The organism is Halomonas aquatica (assembly GCF_040196335.1).
In the GTDB taxonomy this organism is placed as follows: Bacteria; Pseudomonadota; Gammaproteobacteria; order Pseudomonadales; family Halomonadaceae; genus Halomonas; species Halomonas aquatica.
The window spans coordinates 374,626-395,022 of sequence record NZ_JBEGCJ010000001.1; the positions used below are offsets into that span (position 1 = coordinate 374,626).

The 20,397-nt window shown below is 66.7% G+C and carries 22 protein-coding genes; 15 read left to right on the forward strand and 7 right to left on the reverse strand.

The window, feature by feature from the left end; translation table 11 throughout:
- The first annotated feature begins 79 nt into the window (after window positions 1-79).
- The 4 genes from ABE960_RS01675 to ABE960_RS01690 all read left to right on the forward strand — a co-directional run bounded on the left by ABE960_RS01675 (window position 80) and on the right by ABE960_RS01690 (window position 3,411).
- Window positions 80-1,651: a GNAT family N-acetyltransferase gene (locus ABE960_RS01675; protein ID WP_349760481.1), complete on the forward strand. Its 1,572-nt coding sequence runs from the start codon at window positions 80-82 to the stop codon at window positions 1,649-1,651.
- A 4-nt stretch (window positions 1,652-1,655) separates the two neighbouring features.
- Entirely contained in the window at window positions 1,656-2,462 is an 807-nt protein-coding gene (locus ABE960_RS01680) for a M90 family metallopeptidase (protein ID WP_349760482.1), read from the forward strand.
- A gap of 48 nt (window positions 2,463-2,510) precedes the next feature.
- Window positions 2,511-2,642: a hypothetical protein gene (locus ABE960_RS01685; protein WP_349760483.1), complete on the forward strand. Its 132-nt coding sequence runs from the start codon at window positions 2,511-2,513 to the stop codon at window positions 2,640-2,642.
- Window positions 2,643-2,730: 88 nt separating this feature from the next.
- On the forward strand, window positions 2,731-3,411 hold the full coding sequence (locus tag ABE960_RS01690; RefSeq protein ID WP_349760484.1) for a TVP38/TMEM64 family protein: 681 nt from the start codon (window positions 2,731-2,733) through the stop codon (window positions 3,409-3,411).
- Between the two features lie 6 nt (window positions 3,412-3,417).
- Here the strand turns inward: ABE960_RS01690 and ABE960_RS01695 are convergent, their stop codons facing one another.
- Together ABE960_RS01695 and ABE960_RS01700 are read right to left on the reverse strand one after the other, a co-directional pair.
- Window positions 3,418-4,746, reverse strand: a complete 1,329-nt coding sequence (locus ABE960_RS01695; protein WP_349760485.1) for a glycosyltransferase — start codon at window positions 4,744-4,746, stop codon at window positions 3,418-3,420.
- Entirely contained in the window at window positions 4,743-5,693 is a 951-nt protein-coding gene (locus tag ABE960_RS01700; RefSeq protein ID WP_349760486.1) for a LysR family transcriptional regulator, read from the reverse strand. Before ABE960_RS01700 ends, ABE960_RS01695 begins: the two co-directional genes overlap by 4 nt.
- Before the next feature lie 111 nt (window positions 5,694-5,804).
- Here ABE960_RS01700 and ABE960_RS01705 point away from each other — a divergent pair, with 111 nt between their 5' ends.
- A complete protein-coding gene (locus tag ABE960_RS01705; protein ID WP_349760487.1) occupies window positions 5,805-6,878 on the forward strand; it encodes a tartrate dehydrogenase in 1,074 nt (357 codons plus the stop codon).
- A 69-nt stretch (window positions 6,879-6,947) separates the two neighbouring features.
- Here the strand turns inward: ABE960_RS01705 and ABE960_RS01710 are convergent, their stop codons facing one another.
- Window positions 6,948-7,853: a class I SAM-dependent methyltransferase gene (locus ABE960_RS01710; RefSeq protein ID WP_349760488.1), complete on the reverse strand. Its 906-nt coding sequence runs from the start codon at window positions 7,851-7,853 to the stop codon at window positions 6,948-6,950.
- Window positions 7,854-7,980: 127 nt separating this feature from the next.
- On the opposite strand from ABE960_RS01710, the gene ABE960_RS01715 reads away from it, so the two are divergent.
- From ABE960_RS01715 to ABE960_RS01745, 7 genes are all read left to right on the forward strand, one after another.
- Entirely contained in the window at window positions 7,981-8,520 is a 540-nt protein-coding gene (locus tag ABE960_RS01715; protein ID WP_349760489.1) for a lipocalin family protein, read from the forward strand.
- A 116-nt stretch (window positions 8,521-8,636) separates the two neighbouring features.
- The gene (locus ABE960_RS01720) at window positions 8,637-9,485 is read left to right on the forward strand and encodes a DUF1338 domain-containing protein (protein WP_349760490.1); all 849 of its coding nucleotides are present in this window, start codon (window positions 8,637-8,639) and stop codon (window positions 9,483-9,485) included.
- Window positions 9,475-10,461 (forward strand): succinylglutamate desuccinylase, encoded by a 987-nt coding sequence (locus tag ABE960_RS01725; RefSeq protein WP_349760491.1) that lies wholly within the window; start codon window positions 9,475-9,477, stop codon window positions 10,459-10,461. Before ABE960_RS01720 ends, ABE960_RS01725 begins: the two co-directional genes overlap by 11 nt.
- A gap of 276 nt (window positions 10,462-10,737) precedes the next feature.
- Complete coding sequence (locus tag ABE960_RS01730; RefSeq protein WP_349760492.1) at window positions 10,738-11,508, forward strand: ABC transporter ATP-binding protein; 771 nt, start codon at window positions 10,738-10,740, stop codon at window positions 11,506-11,508.
- Between the two features lie 28 nt (window positions 11,509-11,536).
- Complete coding sequence (locus ABE960_RS01735; RefSeq protein WP_349760493.1) at window positions 11,537-12,241, forward strand: ABC transporter permease; 705 nt, start codon at window positions 11,537-11,539, stop codon at window positions 12,239-12,241.
- Entirely contained in the window at window positions 12,241-12,972 is a 732-nt protein-coding gene (locus ABE960_RS01740) for an ABC transporter permease (RefSeq protein ID WP_349760494.1), read from the forward strand. The genes ABE960_RS01735 and ABE960_RS01740 overlap by 1 nt, the downstream gene beginning before the upstream one ends.
- A 155-nt stretch (window positions 12,973-13,127) precedes the next feature.
- Window positions 13,128-13,892, forward strand: coding sequence for a transporter substrate-binding domain-containing protein (locus ABE960_RS01745; protein WP_349760790.1), 765 nt, complete (start codon window positions 13,128-13,130; stop codon window positions 13,890-13,892).
- 96 nt (window positions 13,893-13,988) lie between these two features.
- Here ABE960_RS01745 and ABE960_RS01750 read toward each other — a convergent pair whose 3' ends face one another.
- The gene (locus tag ABE960_RS01750; protein ID WP_349760495.1) at window positions 13,989-14,708 is read right to left on the reverse strand and encodes a glutamine amidotransferase-related protein; all 720 of its coding nucleotides are present in this window, start codon (window positions 14,706-14,708) and stop codon (window positions 13,989-13,991) included.
- 124 nt (window positions 14,709-14,832) lie between these two features.
- Window positions 14,833-16,047 carry a cation:proton antiporter gene (locus ABE960_RS01755; protein ID WP_349760496.1) on the reverse strand — a complete coding sequence of 405 codons (1,215 nt, stop codon included), beginning with the start codon at window positions 16,045-16,047 and terminating at the stop codon, window positions 14,833-14,835.
- Window positions 16,048-16,192: 145 nt separating this feature from the next.
- Between ABE960_RS01755 and ABE960_RS01760 the strand changes: the two genes are divergently transcribed.
- Window positions 16,193-17,632 (forward strand): ethylbenzene dehydrogenase-related protein, encoded by a 1,440-nt coding sequence (locus ABE960_RS01760; RefSeq protein WP_349760497.1) that lies wholly within the window; start codon window positions 16,193-16,195, stop codon window positions 17,630-17,632.
- Window positions 17,629-18,180, forward strand: a complete 552-nt coding sequence (locus tag ABE960_RS01765) for a DUF2231 domain-containing protein (RefSeq protein WP_349760498.1) — start codon at window positions 17,629-17,631, stop codon at window positions 18,178-18,180. The genes ABE960_RS01760 and ABE960_RS01765 overlap by 4 nt, the downstream gene beginning before the upstream one ends.
- Before the next feature lie 78 nt (window positions 18,181-18,258).
- Here the strand turns inward: ABE960_RS01765 and ABE960_RS01770 are convergent, their stop codons facing one another.
- Together ABE960_RS01770 and purE are read right to left on the reverse strand one after the other, a co-directional pair.
- The gene (locus tag ABE960_RS01770) at window positions 18,259-19,371 is read right to left on the reverse strand and encodes a 5-(carboxyamino)imidazole ribonucleotide synthase (protein ID WP_349760791.1); all 1,113 of its coding nucleotides are present in this window, start codon (window positions 19,369-19,371) and stop codon (window positions 18,259-18,261) included.
- Between the two features lie 39 nt (window positions 19,372-19,410).
- Window positions 19,411-19,932 carry a 5-(carboxyamino)imidazole ribonucleotide mutase gene (gene purE / locus ABE960_RS01775; protein WP_349760499.1) on the reverse strand — a complete coding sequence of 174 codons (522 nt, stop codon included), beginning with the start codon at window positions 19,930-19,932 and terminating at the stop codon, window positions 19,411-19,413.
- A 257-nt stretch (window positions 19,933-20,189) separates the two neighbouring features.
- On the opposite strand from purE, the gene ABE960_RS01780 reads away from it, so the two are divergent.
- Complete coding sequence (locus tag ABE960_RS01780; protein WP_349760500.1) at window positions 20,190-20,315, forward strand: hypothetical protein; 126 nt, start codon at window positions 20,190-20,192, stop codon at window positions 20,313-20,315.
- Window positions 20,316-20,397: the final 82 nt, after the last annotated feature.

Genomic DNA, 20,397 nt, shown 5'->3' on the forward strand with positions numbered 1-20,397 from the left:
CCGCCGCGCCGTTGCATCATGCGCCGCTCGGCCCCATGGTAGACTGCAACAATTTTCCATGGCGGGAGCCCCTGCACACATGTCCCTCGAAGACTTGCATCTCAACCTGCGCAACCTGACCCCTGAGGACTACCCGCAGCTCAAGGCGCTGATGGACCGGGTCTATGACGACATCGGCGGCGCCTGGCCCAAGGCCACCATCGACAAGCTGATCAAGGAATTCCCCGACGGACAGATCATCATCGAGGATGACGAGACCATTGTCGGCGTGGCCCTGACGGCCCTGGTCGAGTACGACACCTTCTCCAACCCCCACCGCTACGACGACCTGATCGGCAAGCGCGAGACCATCCTGAACGAACTGGATGGGGATGCCATGTATGGCCTCGACGTGCTGATCCACCCTGACTATCGCGGCTACCGCCTGGGACGGCGCCTCTATGAGGCACGCAAGGAGCTTTGCCGGTCGCTCAACCTGCGCTCGATCCTGGCCGGGGGCCGCATTCCCCAGTACCACGAACACGCCCACGAACTCTCACCCGCCGAATACCTCGACAAGGTGGCCCGCAAGGAGATCCATGACCCCATCCTCTCCTTCCAGTTGGCCAACGACTTCCAGGTCAAGCGCCTGTTGCGCAAGTACCTGCCGGAAGATGAGAAGTCCAAGGGCTATGCCACCCTGCTGGAGTGGAACAACATTCTCTTCGAGCCGGCCGAACGGGTGCTCGAGAATCGACCCACCCAGGTTCGCGTCGGTGCCGTGCAGTGGCAGATGCGCGAGTTCGAATCCGTCGAGGCAGTCCTCCAGCAGGTGGAATACTTCGTCGATGCCCTCTCGGATTACCAGAGCGACTTCGCCGTCTTCCCGGAACTCTTCAATGCCCCGCTGATGGGCCTGCAGGATCGCGCCGACCAGCAGGACCAGCAAGCCGCCATCCGCTTCCTGGCCGGCTTCACCGAGCGGTTCAAGACCGAGCTGTCGCGCATGGCGGTCTCCTACAACATCAACATCATTGCCGGCTCGATGATCGAGGTCGGCGAAGACGACCGCCTCTACAACATCGCCTACCTCTGCCATCGTGACGGCGAGATAGAGCGTCAGGCCAAGCTGCACATCACGCCCCAAGAGCGCCGCGACTGGGTGATCGAAGGCGGCGACGAACTGCTGGTGTTCCAGACCGATGCCGGCCGGGTGGGCATCCAGATCTGCTATGACGTCGAGTTCCCCGAGCTCTCGCGCCTGCTCGCCGACCAGGAAATGGACATCCTCTTCGTGCCCTTCTGGACCGACACCAAGAACGGGTACCTGCGCGTGCGCCATTGCTCGCAGGCGCGAGCCATCGAGAACGAGTGTTACGTCGTGCTGTGCGGCAGTGTCGGCAACGTGCCCTCCATCGAGAACCTGGACATTCAGTACGCCCAGTCGTCGGTCTTCTCACCCTCGGACTTCGCCTTTCCCCATGATGCCGTGCTCTCCGAGACCACGCCCAACACCGAGATGGTGATGTTCTCGGATCTCGACCTGACACGGCTGACCGTGGTGCGTGCCGAAGGCTCGGTGACCAACCTCAAGGACCGTCGCAAGGACCTCTTCGACCTGCGCTGGCGTGACTGGTCATGGAAATCAGGCGCCAACCTGGAGGAGAGCTGACGCCATGCTCGGACGACTGCTGCGCCTGAGGGGCAGGCGTCTCGAGCAAGGCACACCCTTCCCCGCCGCCGACTGGGCAGAGGCCCGAGACAGGCTTCCGCTGCTCGACGGGTTGTCCGACGACCAGGCCGAAAGGCTGGGGCGGCGTGCCTGGCAGTTCATCCATGCCAAGCGCCTGAGCCTGCACCCGGAACTCGCCGAAAGCGTGACCTTCGACGCCCCGGCCCGGCTCGCCCTGGCGGCCCAGGCCTGCCTGATGACACTGGGCTGGTGCGATAGCGAACACCAGGAGGCCTTCGCCAACGTCCACGAGATCCTGGTGCTGCCCGATGCGTTCCATCGCCGGGTGGAGGAAATGGACGAATACGGAGTGGTGCACGAGTACGATGACGAGCGTGCCGGCGAGACCTCCCACCAGGGCCCGGTGGTGGTCGCCTGGGCCGACCTCATGACCAGCGGCGGGCTCGATGGCTTCAATGTGCTGATCCATGAACTGGCCCACAAGCTCGACCTGGGTAACTCCCTGGATGTCGACGGCTTCCCGCCCCTTCCCCGGGAGCTCGACCCACAGGAGTGGTATCGCATCTTCATGGGGGTCTGGGAGGATCTCCAGGTGCGCCTCGCCCGGGGCGAGGCGACGCCCATCGATGAGTACGCGGCGACCCACCCCGGCGAGTGCTTCGCGGTCTGCTGCGAGACCTTCTTCAGCGACCCCGACAGGCTCCACCGGGCCTATCCAACCCTCTACGGGCTCCTATCACACTATTTCCATCAGGATCCGCTGTCCCGCCTGGCCCGTATCGGCGGCTAGCGTCCCCGCGGTAGCCGCCCCGGGATGCCACCGAGCCGGTTCTACGCCTTGAACATCGCCGCGGCGCTGGTCTGGGCGACGACCCATGTCATCGGCGGGGTAGCAATCGGGGCCTCGCTGCATCTCGTCGCGCAGATCGCAGCGCTGGTGGAGCGCGGGAGGGCCGACTTGCCGGCCTGAAACGCGGGCCCTCATGCGACGTCCCCTTTGGCCCCCTGGCGCTCTACCGTATGCTTGAGGGCCTCGATCAGCATGGATGTCCCGCGACATGAGCCACCGCCTCACCATCGTTACCGGCCTGCTGGTCACCCTCGTGGCCCTTGGCCTGCTCTGGCAGTGGCTGGCCATGCAGGAGCTGTTGACGGTAGAAGCGCTGATGGCCCTCGTGAAGGGGGCCGTGGCCTGGCGGGACGCCCCCTGGGCGGTGCTGGTGGTGATGGCCGTCTATGCCGGCGCCTCGCTGGTGATGTTCCCCCTGAGCCTGCTGGTGGCGCTGACCGGCCTGCTGTTCGGGCCCTGGTGGGGCTTCGGCTATGCGCTTGCCGGGACCCTGGCCGCCTCGGTGCTGACCTGGTGGGTCGGACGCCGGCTGGGCCGGGAGACCCTGATGCGTCACGGCGGCCGGCGCCTGAACGGCCTGTCCCGCTACCTCTCCGGTCGCGGCATCCGCACCATGACCCTGGTCAACCTGCTCCCGCTGGCGCCCTTCACCCTGACCAACATGATGGCCGGTGCCTTCCGCCTGCGCTTTCGTGACTACATGATCGGCTCATTGCTGGGCATCGCCCCCGGTCTCGCCGGCGTCACCCTGCTGGGCAGCCAGCTGGGACAGCTGGCCACGGCCGACACTCATGGCGAACTGCTCTGGGCTGCCGGGGGCCTGCTGGTGGGGATAGCACTGCTGGTCGGGCTGAAGCGCTGGTCTGACCGCCGCCGCCCTCTCCGCTGAGGCGAGCTACTTCGGTGGCGCCTCGGTCTCGTCTTTCTCGCGCTGGCCGGGCCACCAGGCGGGGCGATCCTGCTCCCACTCATCCTGCATGAGATGGCGCAACAGTCGGCCACGATGGCGGAACATCTGCCATTCGGCCCCCAGCCGATAGCGGATCCGCTCCCAGCCTCCCTCGTCGGCATGGGTGAAGGGTCCGCCCCGGGCGATGGCGTGGCGATAGACGGCCAGGCAACGCTCGGCGCAACGTGCCTCGTCATAGTCGGCGGCCGTCTCGAGGGCCGCCTCGGCCAAGGGAATCCGCACGTCAGGTGCGGCCAGCGTGACCATCGCCTCGACCATGGCGTCGCGGTCGTCCCTTTGGATCAACCGTCCGTTGTGTCCATCGACCACCACCTCGCGCACCCCGGGGGCGGCGACGGCCACGACCGGCAACCCGGCCGCCATAGCCTCGGCCACCACCATGCCCTGGGTCTCGCTGTGGGAGGCAAAGGCGAAGACGTCCATGGCATGGTAGGCGTCGATCAACGCCTGGCCCTGGAGGCGGCCGGTGAAATGCAGGCGGCCAGCCACGCCCCATGCCTCGGCCACCGCCTGGATGTCAGGTCGCGCCTCGCCCTCTCCCACCACCAGGAAGTGGGCCTCGGGCCGTGCGACCAGCGCCCCGGCCACCGCCTCGCTCAGGAACGCCAGGTTCTTCTCGAGCGCCAGTCGTCCCAGGTGGCCAATCACGTAGGCCTCATCGGGGATGCCCAGCCGCGCGCGCCAGTCCCGGCCCTCACCAAGGGCGAATCGCGCGGTGTCCACGCCGCTCGGCACCACGCTGATGGCGGGATTGGCCTCCCTCCGCAGCAGCAGGTCGCGGACGCTCTCGCTGGGAGCGATCACCTCATCGCACAGCCAGGTGTACTGGGTGGCAAGTGCCACCGCGAAACGCTGCATGCGGGCCGAGTCACCCGGCACATAGTGGGTGTAGTGCTCGTAGAGGGTGTGGTGGGTGAAGACCAGCGGCAGGCCGTAGGTCTCGGCCGCCCGGGCGGCGGTATCGCCCAGCAGGAAGGGATGGTGGGCGTGGACGATGTCCGGATCGAAGGTCTCGATCGCCTCGTGGAGCTGGCCGGGGATCGGCACCGGCAGCGAGAAGTCACTGCCGTTGAAATGCTGCATGGCCGCCACCCTCACCACATCGCCTTCCTCACGCGGCTGTCCCTCCAGCCGCGGCGCCACCACCAGCACCCGGTGGCCAGCGTCCTGCAGCTGGCGCTTGAGCCGCTGAACCGACTCGCTGACCCCGCCGACGATGGGCAGGTAGGTATTGGTGAACATCAATACATTCACGGTGACGTCTCTCCACGGCTGGCAGGGGCGACATTCTGCAGGGGTGGCACGCGGCTGGCCATCTCCTGTTCAAGATAGGCGACGAACGACCACAGGCGGGCCGGCACGTGTCGGTGCTGGCGATAGACCGCATGGAAGTCGGCGCGCACACCCTGCCACTCGGGCAACAGCTCGACAAGGCGGCCGTGGGCCAGGTGCTCGTGCACGTCCCACCAGGAACGCAGGGCGATGCCGTGGCCATCCAGCGCCAGTTGCATGACTACCTCGCCGTCGTTGCTGGCCAAGGGCCCCGCCACCTTGACCGCCTGTTCCACTTCTGGGGCGTCGCGATGCTGGAAGCGCCAGACGGCGAAGTCGCTGTCGTTCTCGCGCAGCAGCAGACAGGGCAGCGAGGCCAGGTCGGCCGGTGAGTGCAGCGGCGGCAGGGTCGCCGCCCGGGCGGGGGCCGCACAGAGCACACGGCGGTTGGCCAGGATCCGCCTTGCCACCAGGCGAGAGTCCGGCGGCTCGCCCACCCGGATGCCGATGTCGAAGGCCTGGTCGCCGAGGCTCAGCGGGAAGCCGGAGAGCTCCAGCATCGCCTCGATGCCGGGATGCTCGTGGCAAAAGGCCGAGAGCAGCGGGGCCACGTGGCGGCGGCCGAAGCCGAAGGTGGCGTTGACCCGCAGCGGACCGGAGAGCTCGGTGCGATGCTCGCCCAGGGATTCCTCGAGCTCGCTGAGCTCATCGAGGATTATCCCGCCGCGGGAGAGGTAGCGCTCCCCCTCGGCAGTCAACGAAAGGCGTCGGGTAGTACGGCTGGCCAGCTCCACCCCCAGCCGCGCCTCGAGCTGCTTGAGACGCTTGCTCACTGCCGACAGCGAGAGCCCAAGCTCGCGGGCCGTGGCGGTGAGGCTGCCGGCATGGGCCAGGCGGCGGAAGAAGGCCAGGTCATCGAGGGCGGGCATGCCATTCTCTACTTTTTAGCAACAATGAATTGAAGGATAACGCGATTATCTTTTCCTCGTGGAGGACTAGACTGGCAGGCATCGTCCATAGTTCACCCAAGGAGAACCAGCATGACCCATCGCATCGCGGTCATTCCCGGCGACGGCATCGGCAAGGAGGTGATGCCCGAGGGGCTGCGCGCTCTCGACGCTGCCGCCGAACGCTTCGGTATCGACCTGTCCCTCGAGCATTTCGACTTCGCCAGCTGCGACTACTATCTCGAGCACGGCCAGATGCTGCCCGACGACTGGTTCGAACAGCTCAAGGACGTCGATGCCATCTTCTACGGTGCCGTGGGCTGGCCGGAGACGGTGCCTGATCACATCTCGCTGTGGGGCTCGCTGCTGCAGTTCCGCCGCCGCTTCGACCAGTACGTGAACCTGCGCCCCTGCCGCCTGCTGCCGGGCATCAAGAGCCCGCTGGCGGACCGCCGACCGGGTGACATCGACTTCTACGTGGTGCGCGAGAACACCGAGGGGGAGTACTCCAGCGTCGGCGGCAGGATGTTCGAGGGCACCGACCGCGAGGTGGTGATCCAGGAGACGGTGATGACCCGCACCGGGGTCGACCGGGTGCTGAAGTACGCCTTCGACCTCGCCCAGACCCGCCCGCGCCGGAAGCTCACGTCGGCCACGAAGTCCAACGGCATCGCCATCACCATGCCGTGGTGGGACGAGCGAGTGAAGGCAATGGGGAAGAACTACCCCGAGGTCTCGGTGGACCAGTTCCACATCGACATCCTGACGGCCAACTTCGTGATGCATCCCGACTGGTTCGACGTGGTGGTGGCCAGCAACCTGTTCGGCGACATCCTCTCCGACCTGGGCCCTGCCTGCACCGGCACCATTGGCGTGGCGCCCTCGGCCAACATCAACCCGGACGGCATCTTCCCGAGCCTCTTCGAGCCGGTGCACGGCAGCGCCCCGGACATCGCCGGACGCGGCATCGCCAACCCCATCGGCCAGGTCTGGTCTGCGGCCATGATGCTAGAGCACCTGGGCCACCAGGATGCCGGAAAGGCCATCGTCGATGCCTTCGAGGCGGTGCTCGCCGAGGGCGACAAGGCGGTGCTGACGCCGGACGTCAGCGGCCATGGCACCACCGAGACCCTCGGCCGCGCAATCGCCGAACGTATCGCCGGCTGACGCCATGGCCATCGCATGCGCCAGGCAGGCCGACGAGGCCTGCCCGGTGTTCGATGCCCAGGGGAGCCTTCAGGCCTTGCGCCATACTCCTTCCAGGATGCGTATCCGGTCGGCGGCCAGGTTGTCGCGCAGGTTACGCCCCATCTCCACGAAGACCTTGCCGAAGATCAGCGCCGGCCCCGGCAGCGAGGGCCCTGGATGCGAGTCTCTCCGAGGCGCCTGGTCGGCCTCTCGACGGCTGTGCTTGCGCCGCCAGTCGAGCGCCGCCTCGGTGACGTCATGAACCGCCACCGGGGCGAAGCCTCCCTGGACGAGCTGCGCCTCCAGGGCCTCTCGGGCACGCAGGTGGCTGGTCGCGACTTCGCGCGCCCAGGGCACCGGCAGGCGCAGCGGCGAGTCGTCGTGGCCGGCCACCACCTCGTGCAGCATCACCATGCCGCCAGGTACCAGCAACCGCCACCACTCTGCCAGCACCGCCGCCGCATCGGGCATGTTCATCAGAGCGCGCTGACACCAGACGACCTCGAGGCTGGCGTCCGGCAGCGGCACCCGCGCGGCATCGGCGCACAGGAATCGCGTCCGGTCATCCAGCCCGGTGGCGCGGCTCAGCCAGCCCGCCACCTCGACGAAGGCCGCGGTGATGTCCAGCCCTGTCACCTCGCAGCCGAACTCTGCCGCCAGCAGCCGGCTGGCCCCGCCGGTGCCGCACCCCACGTCCAGTACCCGGTCGCCGGGCGCCAGCTCGCCCAGGGCCGCCAGGGCACGGCTGGCACGGCGCCCGCCGAGGTGCAACTGGTCGATGCCGGCGATCTCGTCGAGAGCGAGGTGGTCCGGGTCGCACCCCACCTCACGGAAGGCCGCCCGCAGCCGGGCCGACAGGCTTTGCCCGTCACCGGCCTCAGGCGCATCATAGTGGGCATCTAGATGGCGGGCATCGAGATGGCGGACATCGAAGCGGTCCACAAGGTCTGTCATGGCGGTTTCCTGGCGGCATCCTGATAAGTGGGTGCGCCGCCAGTCTATCCGCAGGGCGATCCGCCCCCCATCGTGCAAAGGTCACAGCCTGAGGCGCTGACCACCGTTTCCCAAAAGGAGCCCCCAGATGTCCCGATTGACGATCACCATGGCCCTGGCCGGGCTCGGTCTAGCCGGCTGCGCCGGCCTTCCCGACGGCACCCGCGCCGTCACCGGTTTCACGCTCGACCGCTACCTGGGCCAGTGGTACGAGATCGCTCGACTGAACCACTCCTTCGAGGAGGGTCTCGACTGCGTCACCGCCGACTACTCGATGCGCGATGACGGCGGCGTGCGAGTGATCAACCGCGGGGTGGACCTCGCGGCCGGTGAGGAAAGCATCGCCGAGGGCAAGGCCTACTTCGTCGGCGACGAGGACGTGGGGCGCCTGAAGGTGAGCTTCTTCGGCCCCTTCTATGCCGGCTACAACGTGCTCGCACTGGATGACGGCTATGACTGGGCCCTGGTCGCCGGCCCCGACCGCGACTACCTGTGGATCCTGTCACGCTCGCCGGCGCTCGAGCAGGCCACCTATCGGGCGCTGGTCGCCCGCGCAGCTGCGCTGGACTTCCCGGTGGAGGGGCTGATCGAGGTGGAACAGGGAGAGGCCTGCGCGCCCTGGCGCTGACGGAATTTTCACCCTGGGCCCCGCCACTTTCATCCGACCGACGCGGGTCCTTGAGTCCACGGCCCCCTGGCGGGAAGGTGTAGACAGACATAACAACACGGAAAGCAGGTGCCGACATGTCCTCCGAGATGAGCCTCGAGCAGTTCTTCGCCCGCCTATGGGATGACTATACCGCCATGACGCCCCAGGCGAGCCGCATCCATGACGCCCTGGTCGCCGACGGCGAGACCATCGTCAACGACCATGTGGCCTTCCGCACCTTCGACCGCGGGCCGATCCGCCTGGCCGATCTCGAGCCTCACCTGCTGGCGCTGGGCTACACACGCCTGGAGCCCTACGACTTCGAGGCGAAGAAGCTGAGCGCCTGGGGCTACCTGCCTCCCCGCGACGACCAGCCGCGGGTCTTCCTCTCGGAGCTGAAGTGCGGGGAGCTCTCGGCCCGGTGCCAGGAGATCATCGACGAGATGGTGGCCCAGATCGACCCCGCCCGGATCGCCTCGCCGGAGGTGATGTGGGCCGGACGCCTGTGGGAAGCGCCGACCTGGGCGGAATACCGGACCCTGGCGGAGGAGAGCGAGTACGCCGCCTGGCTGTCGATCATCGGGTTGCGGGCCAACCATTTCACCATCAGCGTCAACCGGCTCCGGCACCACGACACCCTGGAGAAGCTCCTGTCGAAGGTGGAGTCGCTGGGGCTTGCCATCAACACTTCCGGCGGGCGCATCAAGGGGTCTTCCGAGGTGCTGCTGGAGCAGGCATCGACGCTGGCCGACCGCATGCCCTTCACCTTCGCCGGTGGCCGGATCGAGGAGATCCCCACCTGCTACTACGAGTTCGCCCTCCGACATGCGGACGCCGAGGGCCGCCTCTATCAGGGCTTCGTCGCCGCCAGCGCCGACCGGATCTTCGAATCCACCGACGTCGACGTGCGCCGTGAAGATGCCGACCGTAAACATGCTGACTGAATGGCTGGACCACGGCCTGGAGGGGAGTCGGCCCGCAACGCAAGAGGGCCGGATTCCCGGCGGACGCTACCGGCTGCTCACCCCCGGGGTGCTCGAGCTCTTGCCGGACGCCACTGGCGCCGAGGCCAGGGCCAGCGTGCTCTCGGTCGGCATCCACGGCAACGAGACCGCACCCATCGAGCTGCTGGGCGAGGTCCTCGCGCGGCTGGAATCGGGACTGCTGCGTCTGGGCGCCCCGCTGCTGGTCATGTTGGGCAACATGGAGGCGATCCGGCGTGGCGAGCGCTACGTCGACACCAACCTCAACCGGCTGTTCCGGCGCGACCTCGAGGAAACGGGCGACGAGGCCGATCGGGCCCGGGCGCTGATGGCCGAGGTCGACGCCTTCTATGGCCGCCATCCGGGGCTTCCCCCGCTGCACTACGACCTGCACACGGCCATCAGGGACAGCCGCTTCCCGCGCTTCGTGGTCGAGCCCTTCGGCGAGACGCCGACGCCGCAGGAGCAGTGGCGCTGGATGGCCGCCGCCGACATCCAGGCGGTGCTCCACCAGCACCGGCACAGCTGGACCTTCTCGCACTATTCGAAGCACTACCATGGCGCGGCGTCCTTCACCCTGGAGCTGGGCCGCGCCCTGCCCTTCGGCCAAAACGACCTGGCGCCCCTGGCCCCCATGGGATGCCTGCTCGAGGCGTTGGTCGAGGGCCGAGCGCCCGCGAGTGGCGAGCCGGCCGGCATGGCCTTCTTCCGCGCCGAGCATGAACTGATGCGCCGTGACCCGGACTTCCGACTCTGCTTCCCCGACGACACGCCGAATTTCACCGAATTTCCGCCGGGTACCCGGCTTGCGGAGGATGCCAGCGCCGGGGCCTTCGACGTCGGCGAGACCCCGCTGTCGGTGGTCTTTCCCAATGCCGACGTCGAGATCGGCGCCCGGGCGGCGCTGCTGGTGGTGCCGAGCCCGCCACCGGCCTGAGGCCTCCGTCCCGGCGACCGTCACAGCAGCCAGGAAGAACACGACACTATAATCGCCCAGCACAACAACAACATACAGGAGCCCCCCATGACCGATGCCCCCCACGCCCCGGATCACGCTAGACTGGCCGATGCGTCGCGGCCTCCTGCCGGAATCTCTCCGGCCTGCTAGAATCGTCCTCTTTGTTATCCCCGGTTTTGATCGCCGGTTTTGATCCCCGGTCCATGCCGGTCGACCCTAGATGCGGCGAACCACCCACGATCTGGAGCCCGTTTCATGGCCGATAGCCCGATTCCCCTGGAAGTGCGCAACATCACCAAGCGCTTCGGCGACACCGAAGTCCTCAAGGGCCTCTCCCTGAAGGCCCAGAAGGGCGATGTGATCACCTTGATCGGAGCCTCCGGTTCCGGCAAGAGCACCTTCCTGCGCTGCATGAACCTGCTCGAGCAGCCCAATGAAGGCGACCTGTTCGTGCACGGCGAGCAGATCCTCTTCAAGGAAACCAAGCACGGCCGCGAACCCGCCGACTGGAAGCAGGTGGTGCGCATGCGCGCCAAGCTCTCCATGGTCTTCCAGAGCTTCAACCTCTGGGCCCACATGACCCTGCTCGAGAACATCATCGAGGCACCGGTCCACGTGCTCGGCAAGCCGAAGAAGGAGGCGATCGAGCATGCCCGACAGCTGCTCGAGCGGGTCGGCCTGGCCGAGCGCGCCGACTACTATCCGGCCCAGATGTCCGGTGGGCAGCAGCAGCGCGGCGCCATTGCCCGGGCACTGGCCATGGACCCCGAGGTGATGCTGTTCGACGAGCCGACCTCGGCGCTGGACCCCGAGCTGGTCGGCGACGTCCTCAAGGTGATGCGCGACCTCGCCAAGGAAGGCCGCACCATGATCGTGGTCACCCACGAGATGGCCTTCGCCCGGGATGTCTCCACCCAGGTGATCTACCTGCATCAGGGGCAGGTCGAGGAGGCCGGCCCCCCCGGCGAGGTGCTCGACAACCCCACCTCCGAGCGCCTCAAGCAGTTCCTGGCGCCCAAGCACTGATGGGCCGCCCCGGGACAAGGAGAGAGACATGATCGACCTGCATGGCTACGGCCCGCGCCTGCTGGAAGGCGCCCTGATCACCATCGAGCTGGGGGTGCTGTCGCTGATCCTGTCGGTGGTGCTCGGCCTGCTGACCGCCAGCGCCAAGATGTCGCGCAGCTGGCTGGCCCACCGCATCGGCACCCTCTACACCACCATCATCCGCGGCGTGCCAGACCTGGTACTGATGATGCTGCTGTTCTTCGGCGGCCAGATCGGCATCAACCAGATCACCGACGCCCTCTACAACCAGTTCGGGATCGACATCTTCATCAACGTCAACGAGTTCGTGGCGGGCGTGGTCACCATCGGACTGATCTTCGGTGCCTACATGGGAGAGACCTTCCGGGGCGCCTTCATGGCGGTCGACAGCGGCCAGATCGAGGCGGGCCGGGCCTACGGCATGAACCATTGGCTGGTCTTCCGGCGCATCCGTTTCCCGCAGATGATGCGCCATGCGATCCCGGGGCTCTCCAACAACTGGATGGTGCTGCTCAAGACCACCGCCCTGGTCTCGGTGATCGGTCTCTCGGACATGGTCCGCGTGGCCGCAGAGGCCTCCAAGGCCACCCGCGAACCCTTCACCTTCATGATCATCGTGGCCGCCATCTACCTGCTGATCGCGAGTGTCTCCGAGTGGGGCTTCGCACGGCTCCAGAAACGCTATGACGTCGGCTACCGGGAGGCAGACTGATGGAAGCCCTGATGACCTGGCTGGAGGCCCGGCTGGCCGACAACAGCATCTTCACCCTGCAGACCCTCGGCTACTACGGCGAAGGCCTGGTCACCACCGTGCAGCTGGTGGTCCTGTCGCTGATCATCGGCCTGGTGGCGGCGGTACCGCTGGCCATCGCCCGCGGCTCGAAGCACCGCTGGGTGAGCCTGCCAATCTTCTTCTACTGCTACGTGTTCCGCGGCACGCCGCTGCTGGTTCAGCTCTACCTGATCTACTATGGCGTGGTCTTCATCGACGGCATCCAGGAGACTTGGCTGTGGGTGATTCTCGAGAAGCCCTTCGTGCCGGCACTGATCGCCTTCACCCTGAACACCGCGGCCTACACCACCGAGATCTTCCGCGGTGCCATCAAGTCCACGGACCGCGGCGAGATCGAGGCGGCGCGGGCCTACGGCATGTCCAAGGGGCTGATGCTGCGGCGCATCGTGCTGCCCAGCGCCTTTCGACGCGCCCTGCCCGCCTACGGCAACGAGGTGATCTTCATGCTCCACGCCAGTGCCATCGCCAGCGTGGTCACCATCATGGACCTCACCGGAGCGGCCCGTTTCGTCTATGCGCGTTTCTACGCGCCCTTCGACGCCTTCCTGTTCGTGGCGGCGATCTATCTGTGCCTCACCTTCGCGATCCTCTACCTGTTCCGCTATCTGGAAAAGCGGCTGCTGGCGCACCTGAAACCGGCCGGCGGCTGAACCACCGCCGACAGAGATCGTCGAATCACCGTTGGAGACAGGCGCTCGCCATGGGCGCCATCCCCTTTTCGACTGACCGGGTCATCGAATATCGTGTTCGAGGACATCACCCACAAGGTGACACCACCAACAACACGGGAAAACACCCCATGAAACTGAAGCAACTCCTGAGTCTCGGCATGATCGGCGCCACCCTGATCGCCGGCAGTGCCAGTGCCGAGGTCCGCGACATCCGCATCGGCGTCGACGTCCCCTATGAACCCATGGAATTTCGCACCCCCGATGGCGAGCTGACCGGTTTCGACATCGAGCTGGGGAACGCCATGTGTGCCGAGATCGGCATCCAGTGCGAATGGGTCGTGCAGGGTTGGGACGGCATCATCCCCGGCCTGCAGGCGCGCAAGTACGACGCCATCATGTCCTCCATGACCATCAACGAGCAGCGTCGCGAGCAGGTTCTGTTCTCGGACCCCTACATCACGCCGCCCTCGGCCTGGTTCGCCCCCGCTGACGTCGAGATCGGCACCCCGTCCGACGTGACCCTGGAAGGTCTGACCCTCGGTGTGCAACGCGGCACCCTTCAGGACAACTACGTGACCGACATGTACGGCGACGTGGCAGACGTGAACCGCTATGCCACCGCCGACGACATGGTGCTGGACATGGATTCGGGCCGCCTCGATGCCGCCTTCCTCGACTTCCCGATCGGCAAGTCCACCCTGCTCGAGAGCGAGGCCGGTGACTACAAGGTGGTCGGCAAGAAGATTACCGAGCCCAAGGAATACTTCGGCGAAGGCTTCGGTCTGGCCTTCCGCCAGCGCGACAAGGAACTGGCCGCGGCCTTCAACGAGGCCCTGGCCACACTGCAGGCCGATGGCACTTACGACGAGATTCACGCCAGGTACTTCGGCGAGGACTGAGTCGGCTGGCGTCAGAGGCAACAGCCTGACGCCTCATGCACGCGACCGGGGCCCCAAGGGGCCCCGGTCGTGCGTTGAGGTACCGGCCCCCGGCCGTCACCGGCGCGCCGCGATCGCCCGACACATGAAGGCCAGGATCCAGCGCACCATCAGGGTATCGTCCGGCGGCGAGGAGAGTGACGCCTCGCCCTGGCGCACCCGCTGGTGGCCGACCAGGTCGGCGCGGAGGGCCATCAGGTCGCGGGAATACTCCCTGGTGAACTCGGGGTGACCCTGCACGCCGAGGAAATGCTCACCGATCTGCATCAGGTAGCAGGGGCAGAACTCGCTGCCGCCCAGCACCCGGCCCCCCGATGGCAGTCGTTCCACCTGGTCCTGATGGCTCACCAGCAGGTCGAGGCCAGGCTGCCAGGGCACCATCCAGTCGGCCCGCTCGTTGACCCGGTTGGAAGAGAGGCCCACGCCCCAGCCCTTGCCGCTCTTCGCCACCTCCCCCCCAAGCGCCTTTGCCATCAGCTGGTGGCCGAAGCAGATGCCCACCAGCGGCTTGCCCGCCACCCACAGGGCGCGCACGAAGACCCCGAGGGCGGCGATCCAGGGCAGATCATCGTTGACCCCGAACTTGGACCCCGTGGTCAGCCAGGCGTCCACCGCCTCAAGATCATCGGGAATCTCGCCATCCAGGCAACGCCAGACACGAAACTCGAGGGCCGGGTCGACCCGGTGGAAGAGCCGCTCGAACATCTCGGGATAGTTGCCGTGGGCCTCGCACAATTCGGGTGCCACGTCGTCGCACTGCAGCAGTCCGATCACCATGTCTCGCCCTCCTCCTTCAGCGGCCACATCGACTTCCCCCTGTTCGCGACCATGGTGGCCTGCCGATGATCCTGCCAACCATGCTTGCTGTACATGCTTGCTGGCCCTCCATCCGGCAGGGCCGTCAATCCAGCACCCGCCTGACCAGGAAGGGACCGAGGATCTCGAACACCAACGTGGAGCCCACCACCGCGGAGAGCAGCACGGCACCATACTCGGGGAACCGTTCGGCAGCGAGCAGCGCCATCCCCATCGCCACCCCCGCCTGAGGCGTCAGCGCCAGACCGATGTTGCCTGGCAGCTCGGCCTGGCGCTCTCGCGCCAGGCGCACCCCCAGCATGCCGCCCAGGTAACGCCCCGCGAGGCGCAGCAGGATATACGCCAGGGTCAGGCCGAGAGCGTCATCAAGGTGGTAGAGGTCGACGCTGGCCCCGGCAAGGACGAAGAAGAACACCAGGAAGGGCCACTCGATATGCTCGATCTCGTTGAAGGAACGGGTGTGGTGGGTGGAGAGATTGGCGACCAGGACCCCGGTGATCATGGCGGCCAACAGCGACGAGACCCCGAGCCAGGCGGAGAGCCCGGCCAGCAAGAGGATCAGCGCCAGGGCCTCGACCTGGGTCGGCTCGCCCGGACGCAGCCGCCCGGTCAGCCAGGCGGCGGGCAGCCCCACCACGCTGCCGAGCAGCAAGGCACCGCCCAGTTCCCAGGCGGCCTCCAGCAAGACGCGCTCACCGTTCCCGGCACCGGCCAACACCCAACCCAGCACCGCCATGGCCAGGCCAAAGACCACGATGCCCCAGCCATCGTCGATGGCCACGATCCCCAGCAGCAGCCGCGCCCTCAGTCGCGTGTCGCCACTGTCACGCACCGTCTCCTGGACGGCGGCCGGGTCGGTGGCCACCGAGATGGCGGCCAGCGACACGGCCACCACCAGCGGAAAGCCCAGCGCCAGCAGGCCGAGGCCGACGGCCAGTCCTCCCACCCCGATCACCGAGATCGACAGGATGAGCAGCAGCGGGCCGATGCTGCGCAGCCGGGAGACGGTGAGCTCTCCACCGAGCAGGAAGGCCACCATCACCAGCGCCACCTGGACCAGGGGTTCGCCGAGGCCGTTGAGGGGACGTGTGTCCGGCACCTCGAGCACCAGCTGCTGGATGACGGCCACGACGACGCCGACCATCACCAGCAGGGAGATGCGTGGCAGCCGGGTTCGGCGCGCCAGGGCATCGACGAAGATGCTCGAGGAGAGGATCACGCCCAGCAGGATCAGCGTTGTCGCGGTCGGCGACAGGCCGATCGGCATCCAGACATCTTCTTGGGTTCCTGTACTCGTCACCGTCTCGTCTTCCTCCTGGACGCCCGGCGCCATCGACCGGTGTGGCAACTTGTCGCAACTTGCTTGACCTGCGTCATGCCATGGGAACCAGCAGGTCCCACACTGAAGGTCCGCAACATCATCTTACTCTGATCGAGGAGTTTACATGTCACATCAAGACAAGGGTGCCACTCCCTGGCTGGTCCTCGGGCTGCCCGTCGCGCTGGGCCTGGCCTGGGTCACCCAGGGGAGTGGGGTGATCGAGAACGACCTTGATCGTAACATCTCGATCCCCGACGAGCTGACCATGCCACTGCAGGTCCAGGCTGCCTACAACGATGAACAGATGTTCTTTCGCTATCGCTGGCCGGCAGATCAGGCCCATGTCTACCACGACATGCTGCGCTACACGGATGGCCAGTGGGTACGCCACGGCAATTCCCGGCCGGGGCCCGACCCAGACGGCACCTACGAGGACCGGGTGGCCATGCTCGTGGACGATGGTGGTGTGCCCGATTTCGGTCGCTATGGCGGCTACATCACCGTCGGCGATCGGATGCGCTTCTTCAGTGACTCCGCCAGTCCGGCGGAGGTCGCCGAGCACCCCTACCTCGGCCAGGAGAAGGGCAAGAGCGACGTGCGCAAGTACTTGCCGGCCACCCGCCGCGACCAGACCGACTGGCGAAGTGTCGCGGATGCCGACGTGCTGGCCGCCCAGCGCGAGGCCGGCTATTTCCTGGACCTCTGGCACTGGCGGGCCGGGCGCTCCAATCCCATCGGCGCCTCTGATGACCAGTGGGTCGGCGAGTATCGCAACAGTGACGCTGGCTCGGGCCCCTACACCACCAACTGGGATGGCGATAACAACCAGCCACGCTGGATGCTCGACCCCGAGAAGACGGGCCAGCGCGCCCTGCGCTGGGAGGACGTGGTGTCCGAAGAGATCGACTTCGACAACGTCTACTATATTTCCGAGGACAACCGCACCGACTTCGATCCCGACCACGAATGGCAGGAAGGCGACGTGATACCGCGCCGCCTGTTGCGCCAGCCCGAGGGCTCGCGGGGTAATATCGCTGTCCACGGCCAGGCGCGCTGGGAGGAAGGCTACTGGGACGTGACACTGGTGCGCGACCTGGACACCGGCAGCCCGCTGGACGACAAGATCCTCAATGATCAGGGGATCTACGACATCGGCATTGCCGTGTATCGCAATGCCACCGGCAGCCGCTGGCACTATGTTTCCCACCCCTACTCACTGGGGCTCGGTCGTGATGCCGACCTCCAGGCCGCCAGCTTCTCGGGAAATTCGCCCGCCTGGAGCGATGACTGGTTCGACATGACCCTCTTCTACCCGGGACAGGTGGACTGGCCGCTGCTGATCAGTCGCGCCCATGCGGGCGCAGAGGACATCGCCGAGGGCACCCCGGTGCGTGCGCGCCACAGTGAGGAGCAGCTGGCCCTATACGGCGTAGAGATGGAGTTCAACGACACGATCACCTCCCGGTGGTGGATGACCCTGTTCGCCGGCTTGATCGCCATGCTCGGCACCACCCTCGCCCTGCTGCCAAGCTTCCGCTTCACTCGTCAAGGAGACCGCTCATGAACGGCACTCACGCCATGCTCTCCCATTTCCCGGTGGGTTTCTGGGCTCTTGCGACCCTGATGATTCTGGTCGGCGCCTTCCTCTCCGGCCGATTGGCCGAGATCAGTCGCGCCGCCCTGTTGCCGGTACTCATCCTCAGTGTGCTCGGCGCCCTGGCAGCGATCATTATCGGGTTTCTTGTCTGGCCCATGGAGGCCAACCTGACCAGCCCACTGGCGCGCAACCATATCCTGATGGCCTTCTGGTCACTGGGAATCTTCTCGATGATCACTGTGCTGGTATGGAAAGCCGGTGATGCCGCCTTCGAGGGTAATCGTCGCTGGGTGCTGGTAATCCTGGCACTGACCGGTGGCCTGATGTTCTCCTCTGCCGGCACCCTGGGCGGCCACCTGGTGGGCGCCTCCACGGCCTTCTCGGATGTTCTCGGCCTGATGGGCTGGGAGGTCTATACCACCTTCTACAGTCCGCTGTGGGTGATCGCCGTGATGGTGCTCATCGGGATCGGCTCCGCTGTGGTGGGACTCAAGGGGCGCCGCACGGCCACCTGATCCGCTACCCAGCCCCGCTACCATGAAGAAGGCCCCGATGATGCGGGGCCTTCGACGTTGAGGGAGGGACAATCGGCCCTACTCGAAGCTGAAACGGGGCTCAGGCGCCTCGGGCAGCAGGGCCGCACAGGCTCGCACCCGTTCAAGCAGTTCGGCATGGGTGGGGGCCAGCAGGTTCACATGGGCCAGCTTGCGACCGGCACGCTCGGACTTGTCGTAGCGGTGCAGGTGGGCATCCGGCAGCGCGAGGATCTCGGCCGACTCCCCCTCCCGGCCGATCACGTTGACCATGCAGGTGGGCATGCGCGCCGAGGTGTCACCCAGCGGCAGGCCCTGGATGGCCCGCAGGTGATTCTCGAACTGGCTGGTCACTGCACCGTCGATGGACCAGTGGCCGGAGTTGTGCACCCGCGGTGCCATCTCGTTGGCCAGCAGGCCACCGTCGCGGGCCTGGAACAACTCCAGGGTCAGCACGCCCACGTAGTCGAGCTCGTCGAGCAGCGAGCGGATGTAGCCGTCGGCGACCTGCTGGACGCTGTCGTCGAGGTCCGGCATCGGTGCGATGGAATAGCGCAGGATACCGTCCACATGCTGGTTCTCGGCCATTGGGTAGAAGACCACCTCGCCGTCGCGTCCACGCACGGCGATGATCGACACCTCGCGCACGAAGTCGATGAAGGCCTCGACGATCAGCCGTGGATGGTTGATCGAGCGCCAGACATCCGAGGCCTCGGCCGGATCCTTGACCACCGCCTGACCCTTGCCGTCGTAGCCCTCGGTGACCGACTTGGCCACCACCGGCGTGCCCAGCTCCCGGGCCGCCGCTTCGAGTTCCGTGACGCTCTCCACCAGGCGATAGGCCGGCGTGGGGATACCCAGGCGGTCGAACAGCGCCTTCTCCTCGGCGCGGTTCTGGCAGATCCGGATCGCCTCGCTGGAAGGATGGACCGGCTTGTGCTCCTCGATGGCCTGGACCAGCGACACAGGAAGGTGCTCGAACTCGTAGGTGACCAGGTCGACCTTCTCGAGGAAGGCCTCGAGGTGCTTCCTGTCGGTGTCGATCATCACGTCCCCGATACCGGCGCTGGGGTGGCCGGTGGTATCGAGGAAGGTGAAGCGGTTGGCCAGCGGATAGCCAGCCAGGGCGAGCATGCGCCCCAACTGGCCGGCACCCAATACGCCGATGTTCATGGCTTTTTCCATAACCTTCTCCTCACTCATCGCTGTCGATCAGGGCTGGGGGCGCGGGTCGGACCGGGGATCAGGATGGTCAAGCACGGTCTGGGTCTGCTCGGCACGGAAGGCCTCCACGGCGCGGCGCACCTCGGCATCCTGCAGGCCGATGACCTGGGCGGCCAGCAGGCCGGCATTGGTCGCGCCGGCCTTGCCGATGGCCAGGGTGCCCACCGCGATACCGCCAGGCATCTGCACGATGGAGAGCAGCGAATCCAGCCCCTTCAGCGCCTTGGACTCCACCGGCACGCCGAACACCGGCAGCCCCGTCTGGGAGGCCACCATACCCGGTAGGTGGGCCGCCCCGCCGGCACCGGCGATGATCACCTGCAGGCCGCGCCCGGCGGCCTGCTTGGCGTAGTCGAACAGCAGGTCCGGCGTGCGGTGGGCGGAGACGACCCGGGTCTCGAAGGGCACGCCCAGGCGCTCGAGCATCGCCACGGCATGCTCCATGACGGGCCAGTCCGACTTCGACCCCATGATCACGCCGACCTTCGGCGACTCCTGCGATGACGACATCTGCGACTCCTGAAAACGAACGACGAAAGCGCCACGGGGCAGGCACCCCGTGGCACGGTCACGAATGGAAGACGTGCATTCTAGCAGAGCCGTGCGCCCGCTTCCTCACCCGCCGGCCCCCCGTTGCCACGTCGCGACAACGCTTTCATCCTGATCGCCGCCCTGACCGCCACCCTGACGCTGGCCGGCTGCGACGACGGGGCGACACCGCCGCGAGCGAGACGACCACCCAGGCGGAGTCGCTGGTCGAGCAGGACATGCAGCAGGCCGCCGAGGAGGCGGCTAGCGACGCCATGTACGCGGCCGAGGACACCGGCGCCGAGGCCCCGGTCGAGACCGAAACAGAAGCCTCAGCCGACGCCGAGACCTCCTCCAGCCAGTGACCCTAACGCCAGGCCCCCGCCCGAGTCGCCTCGGGCGGGGGCCTGTGCCGTCATGACGGGGGCATTCTCAGACCGGAGCATC

Coding starts and splice junctions, on each gene's coding strand:
- ABE960_RS01675 (WP_349760481.1), top strand. CDS start 80: ATGTCCCTCGAAGACTTGCATCTCAACCTGCGCAACCTGACCCCTGAG.
- ABE960_RS01680 (WP_349760482.1), top strand. CDS start 1,656: ATGCTCGGACGACTGCTGCGCCTGAGGGGCAGGCGTCTCGAGCAAGGC.
- ABE960_RS01690 (WP_349760484.1), top strand. CDS start 2,731: ATGAGCCACCGCCTCACCATCGTTACCGGCCTGCTGGTCACCCTCGTG.
- ABE960_RS01700 (WP_349760486.1), bottom strand. CDS start 5,693: ATGCCCGCCCTCGATGACCTGGCCTTCTTCCGCCGCCTGGCCCATGCC.
- ABE960_RS01705 (WP_349760487.1), top strand. CDS start 5,805: ATGACCCATCGCATCGCGGTCATTCCCGGCGACGGCATCGGCAAGGAG.
- ABE960_RS01710 (WP_349760488.1), bottom strand. CDS start 7,853: ATGACAGACCTTGTGGACCGCTTCGATGTCCGCCATCTCGATGCCCGC.
- ABE960_RS01715 (WP_349760489.1), top strand. CDS start 7,981: ATGTCCCGATTGACGATCACCATGGCCCTGGCCGGGCTCGGTCTAGCC.
- ABE960_RS01720 (WP_349760490.1), top strand. CDS start 8,637: ATGTCCTCCGAGATGAGCCTCGAGCAGTTCTTCGCCCGCCTATGGGAT.
- ABE960_RS01725 (WP_349760491.1), top strand. CDS start 9,475: ATGCTGACTGAATGGCTGGACCACGGCCTGGAGGGGAGTCGGCCCGCA.
- ABE960_RS01730 (WP_349760492.1), top strand. CDS start 10,738: ATGGCCGATAGCCCGATTCCCCTGGAAGTGCGCAACATCACCAAGCGC.
- ABE960_RS01735 (WP_349760493.1), top strand. CDS start 11,537: ATGATCGACCTGCATGGCTACGGCCCGCGCCTGCTGGAAGGCGCCCTG.
- ABE960_RS01740 (WP_349760494.1), top strand. CDS start 12,241: ATGGAAGCCCTGATGACCTGGCTGGAGGCCCGGCTGGCCGACAACAGC.
- ABE960_RS01750 (WP_349760495.1), bottom strand. CDS start 14,708: ATGGTGATCGGACTGCTGCAGTGCGACGACGTGGCACCCGAATTGTGC.
- ABE960_RS01760 (WP_349760497.1), top strand. CDS start 16,193: ATGTCACATCAAGACAAGGGTGCCACTCCCTGGCTGGTCCTCGGGCTG.
- ABE960_RS01765 (WP_349760498.1), top strand. CDS start 17,629: ATGAACGGCACTCACGCCATGCTCTCCCATTTCCCGGTGGGTTTCTGG.
- ABE960_RS01770 (WP_349760791.1), bottom strand. CDS start 19,371: ATGAACATCGGCGTATTGGGTGCCGGCCAGTTGGGGCGCATGCTCGCC.
- purE (WP_349760499.1), bottom strand. CDS start 19,932: ATGTCGTCATCGCAGGAGTCGCCGAAGGTCGGCGTGATCATGGGGTCG.
- ABE960_RS01780 (WP_349760500.1), top strand. CDS start 20,190: ATGCAGCAGGCCGCCGAGGAGGCGGCTAGCGACGCCATGTACGCGGCC.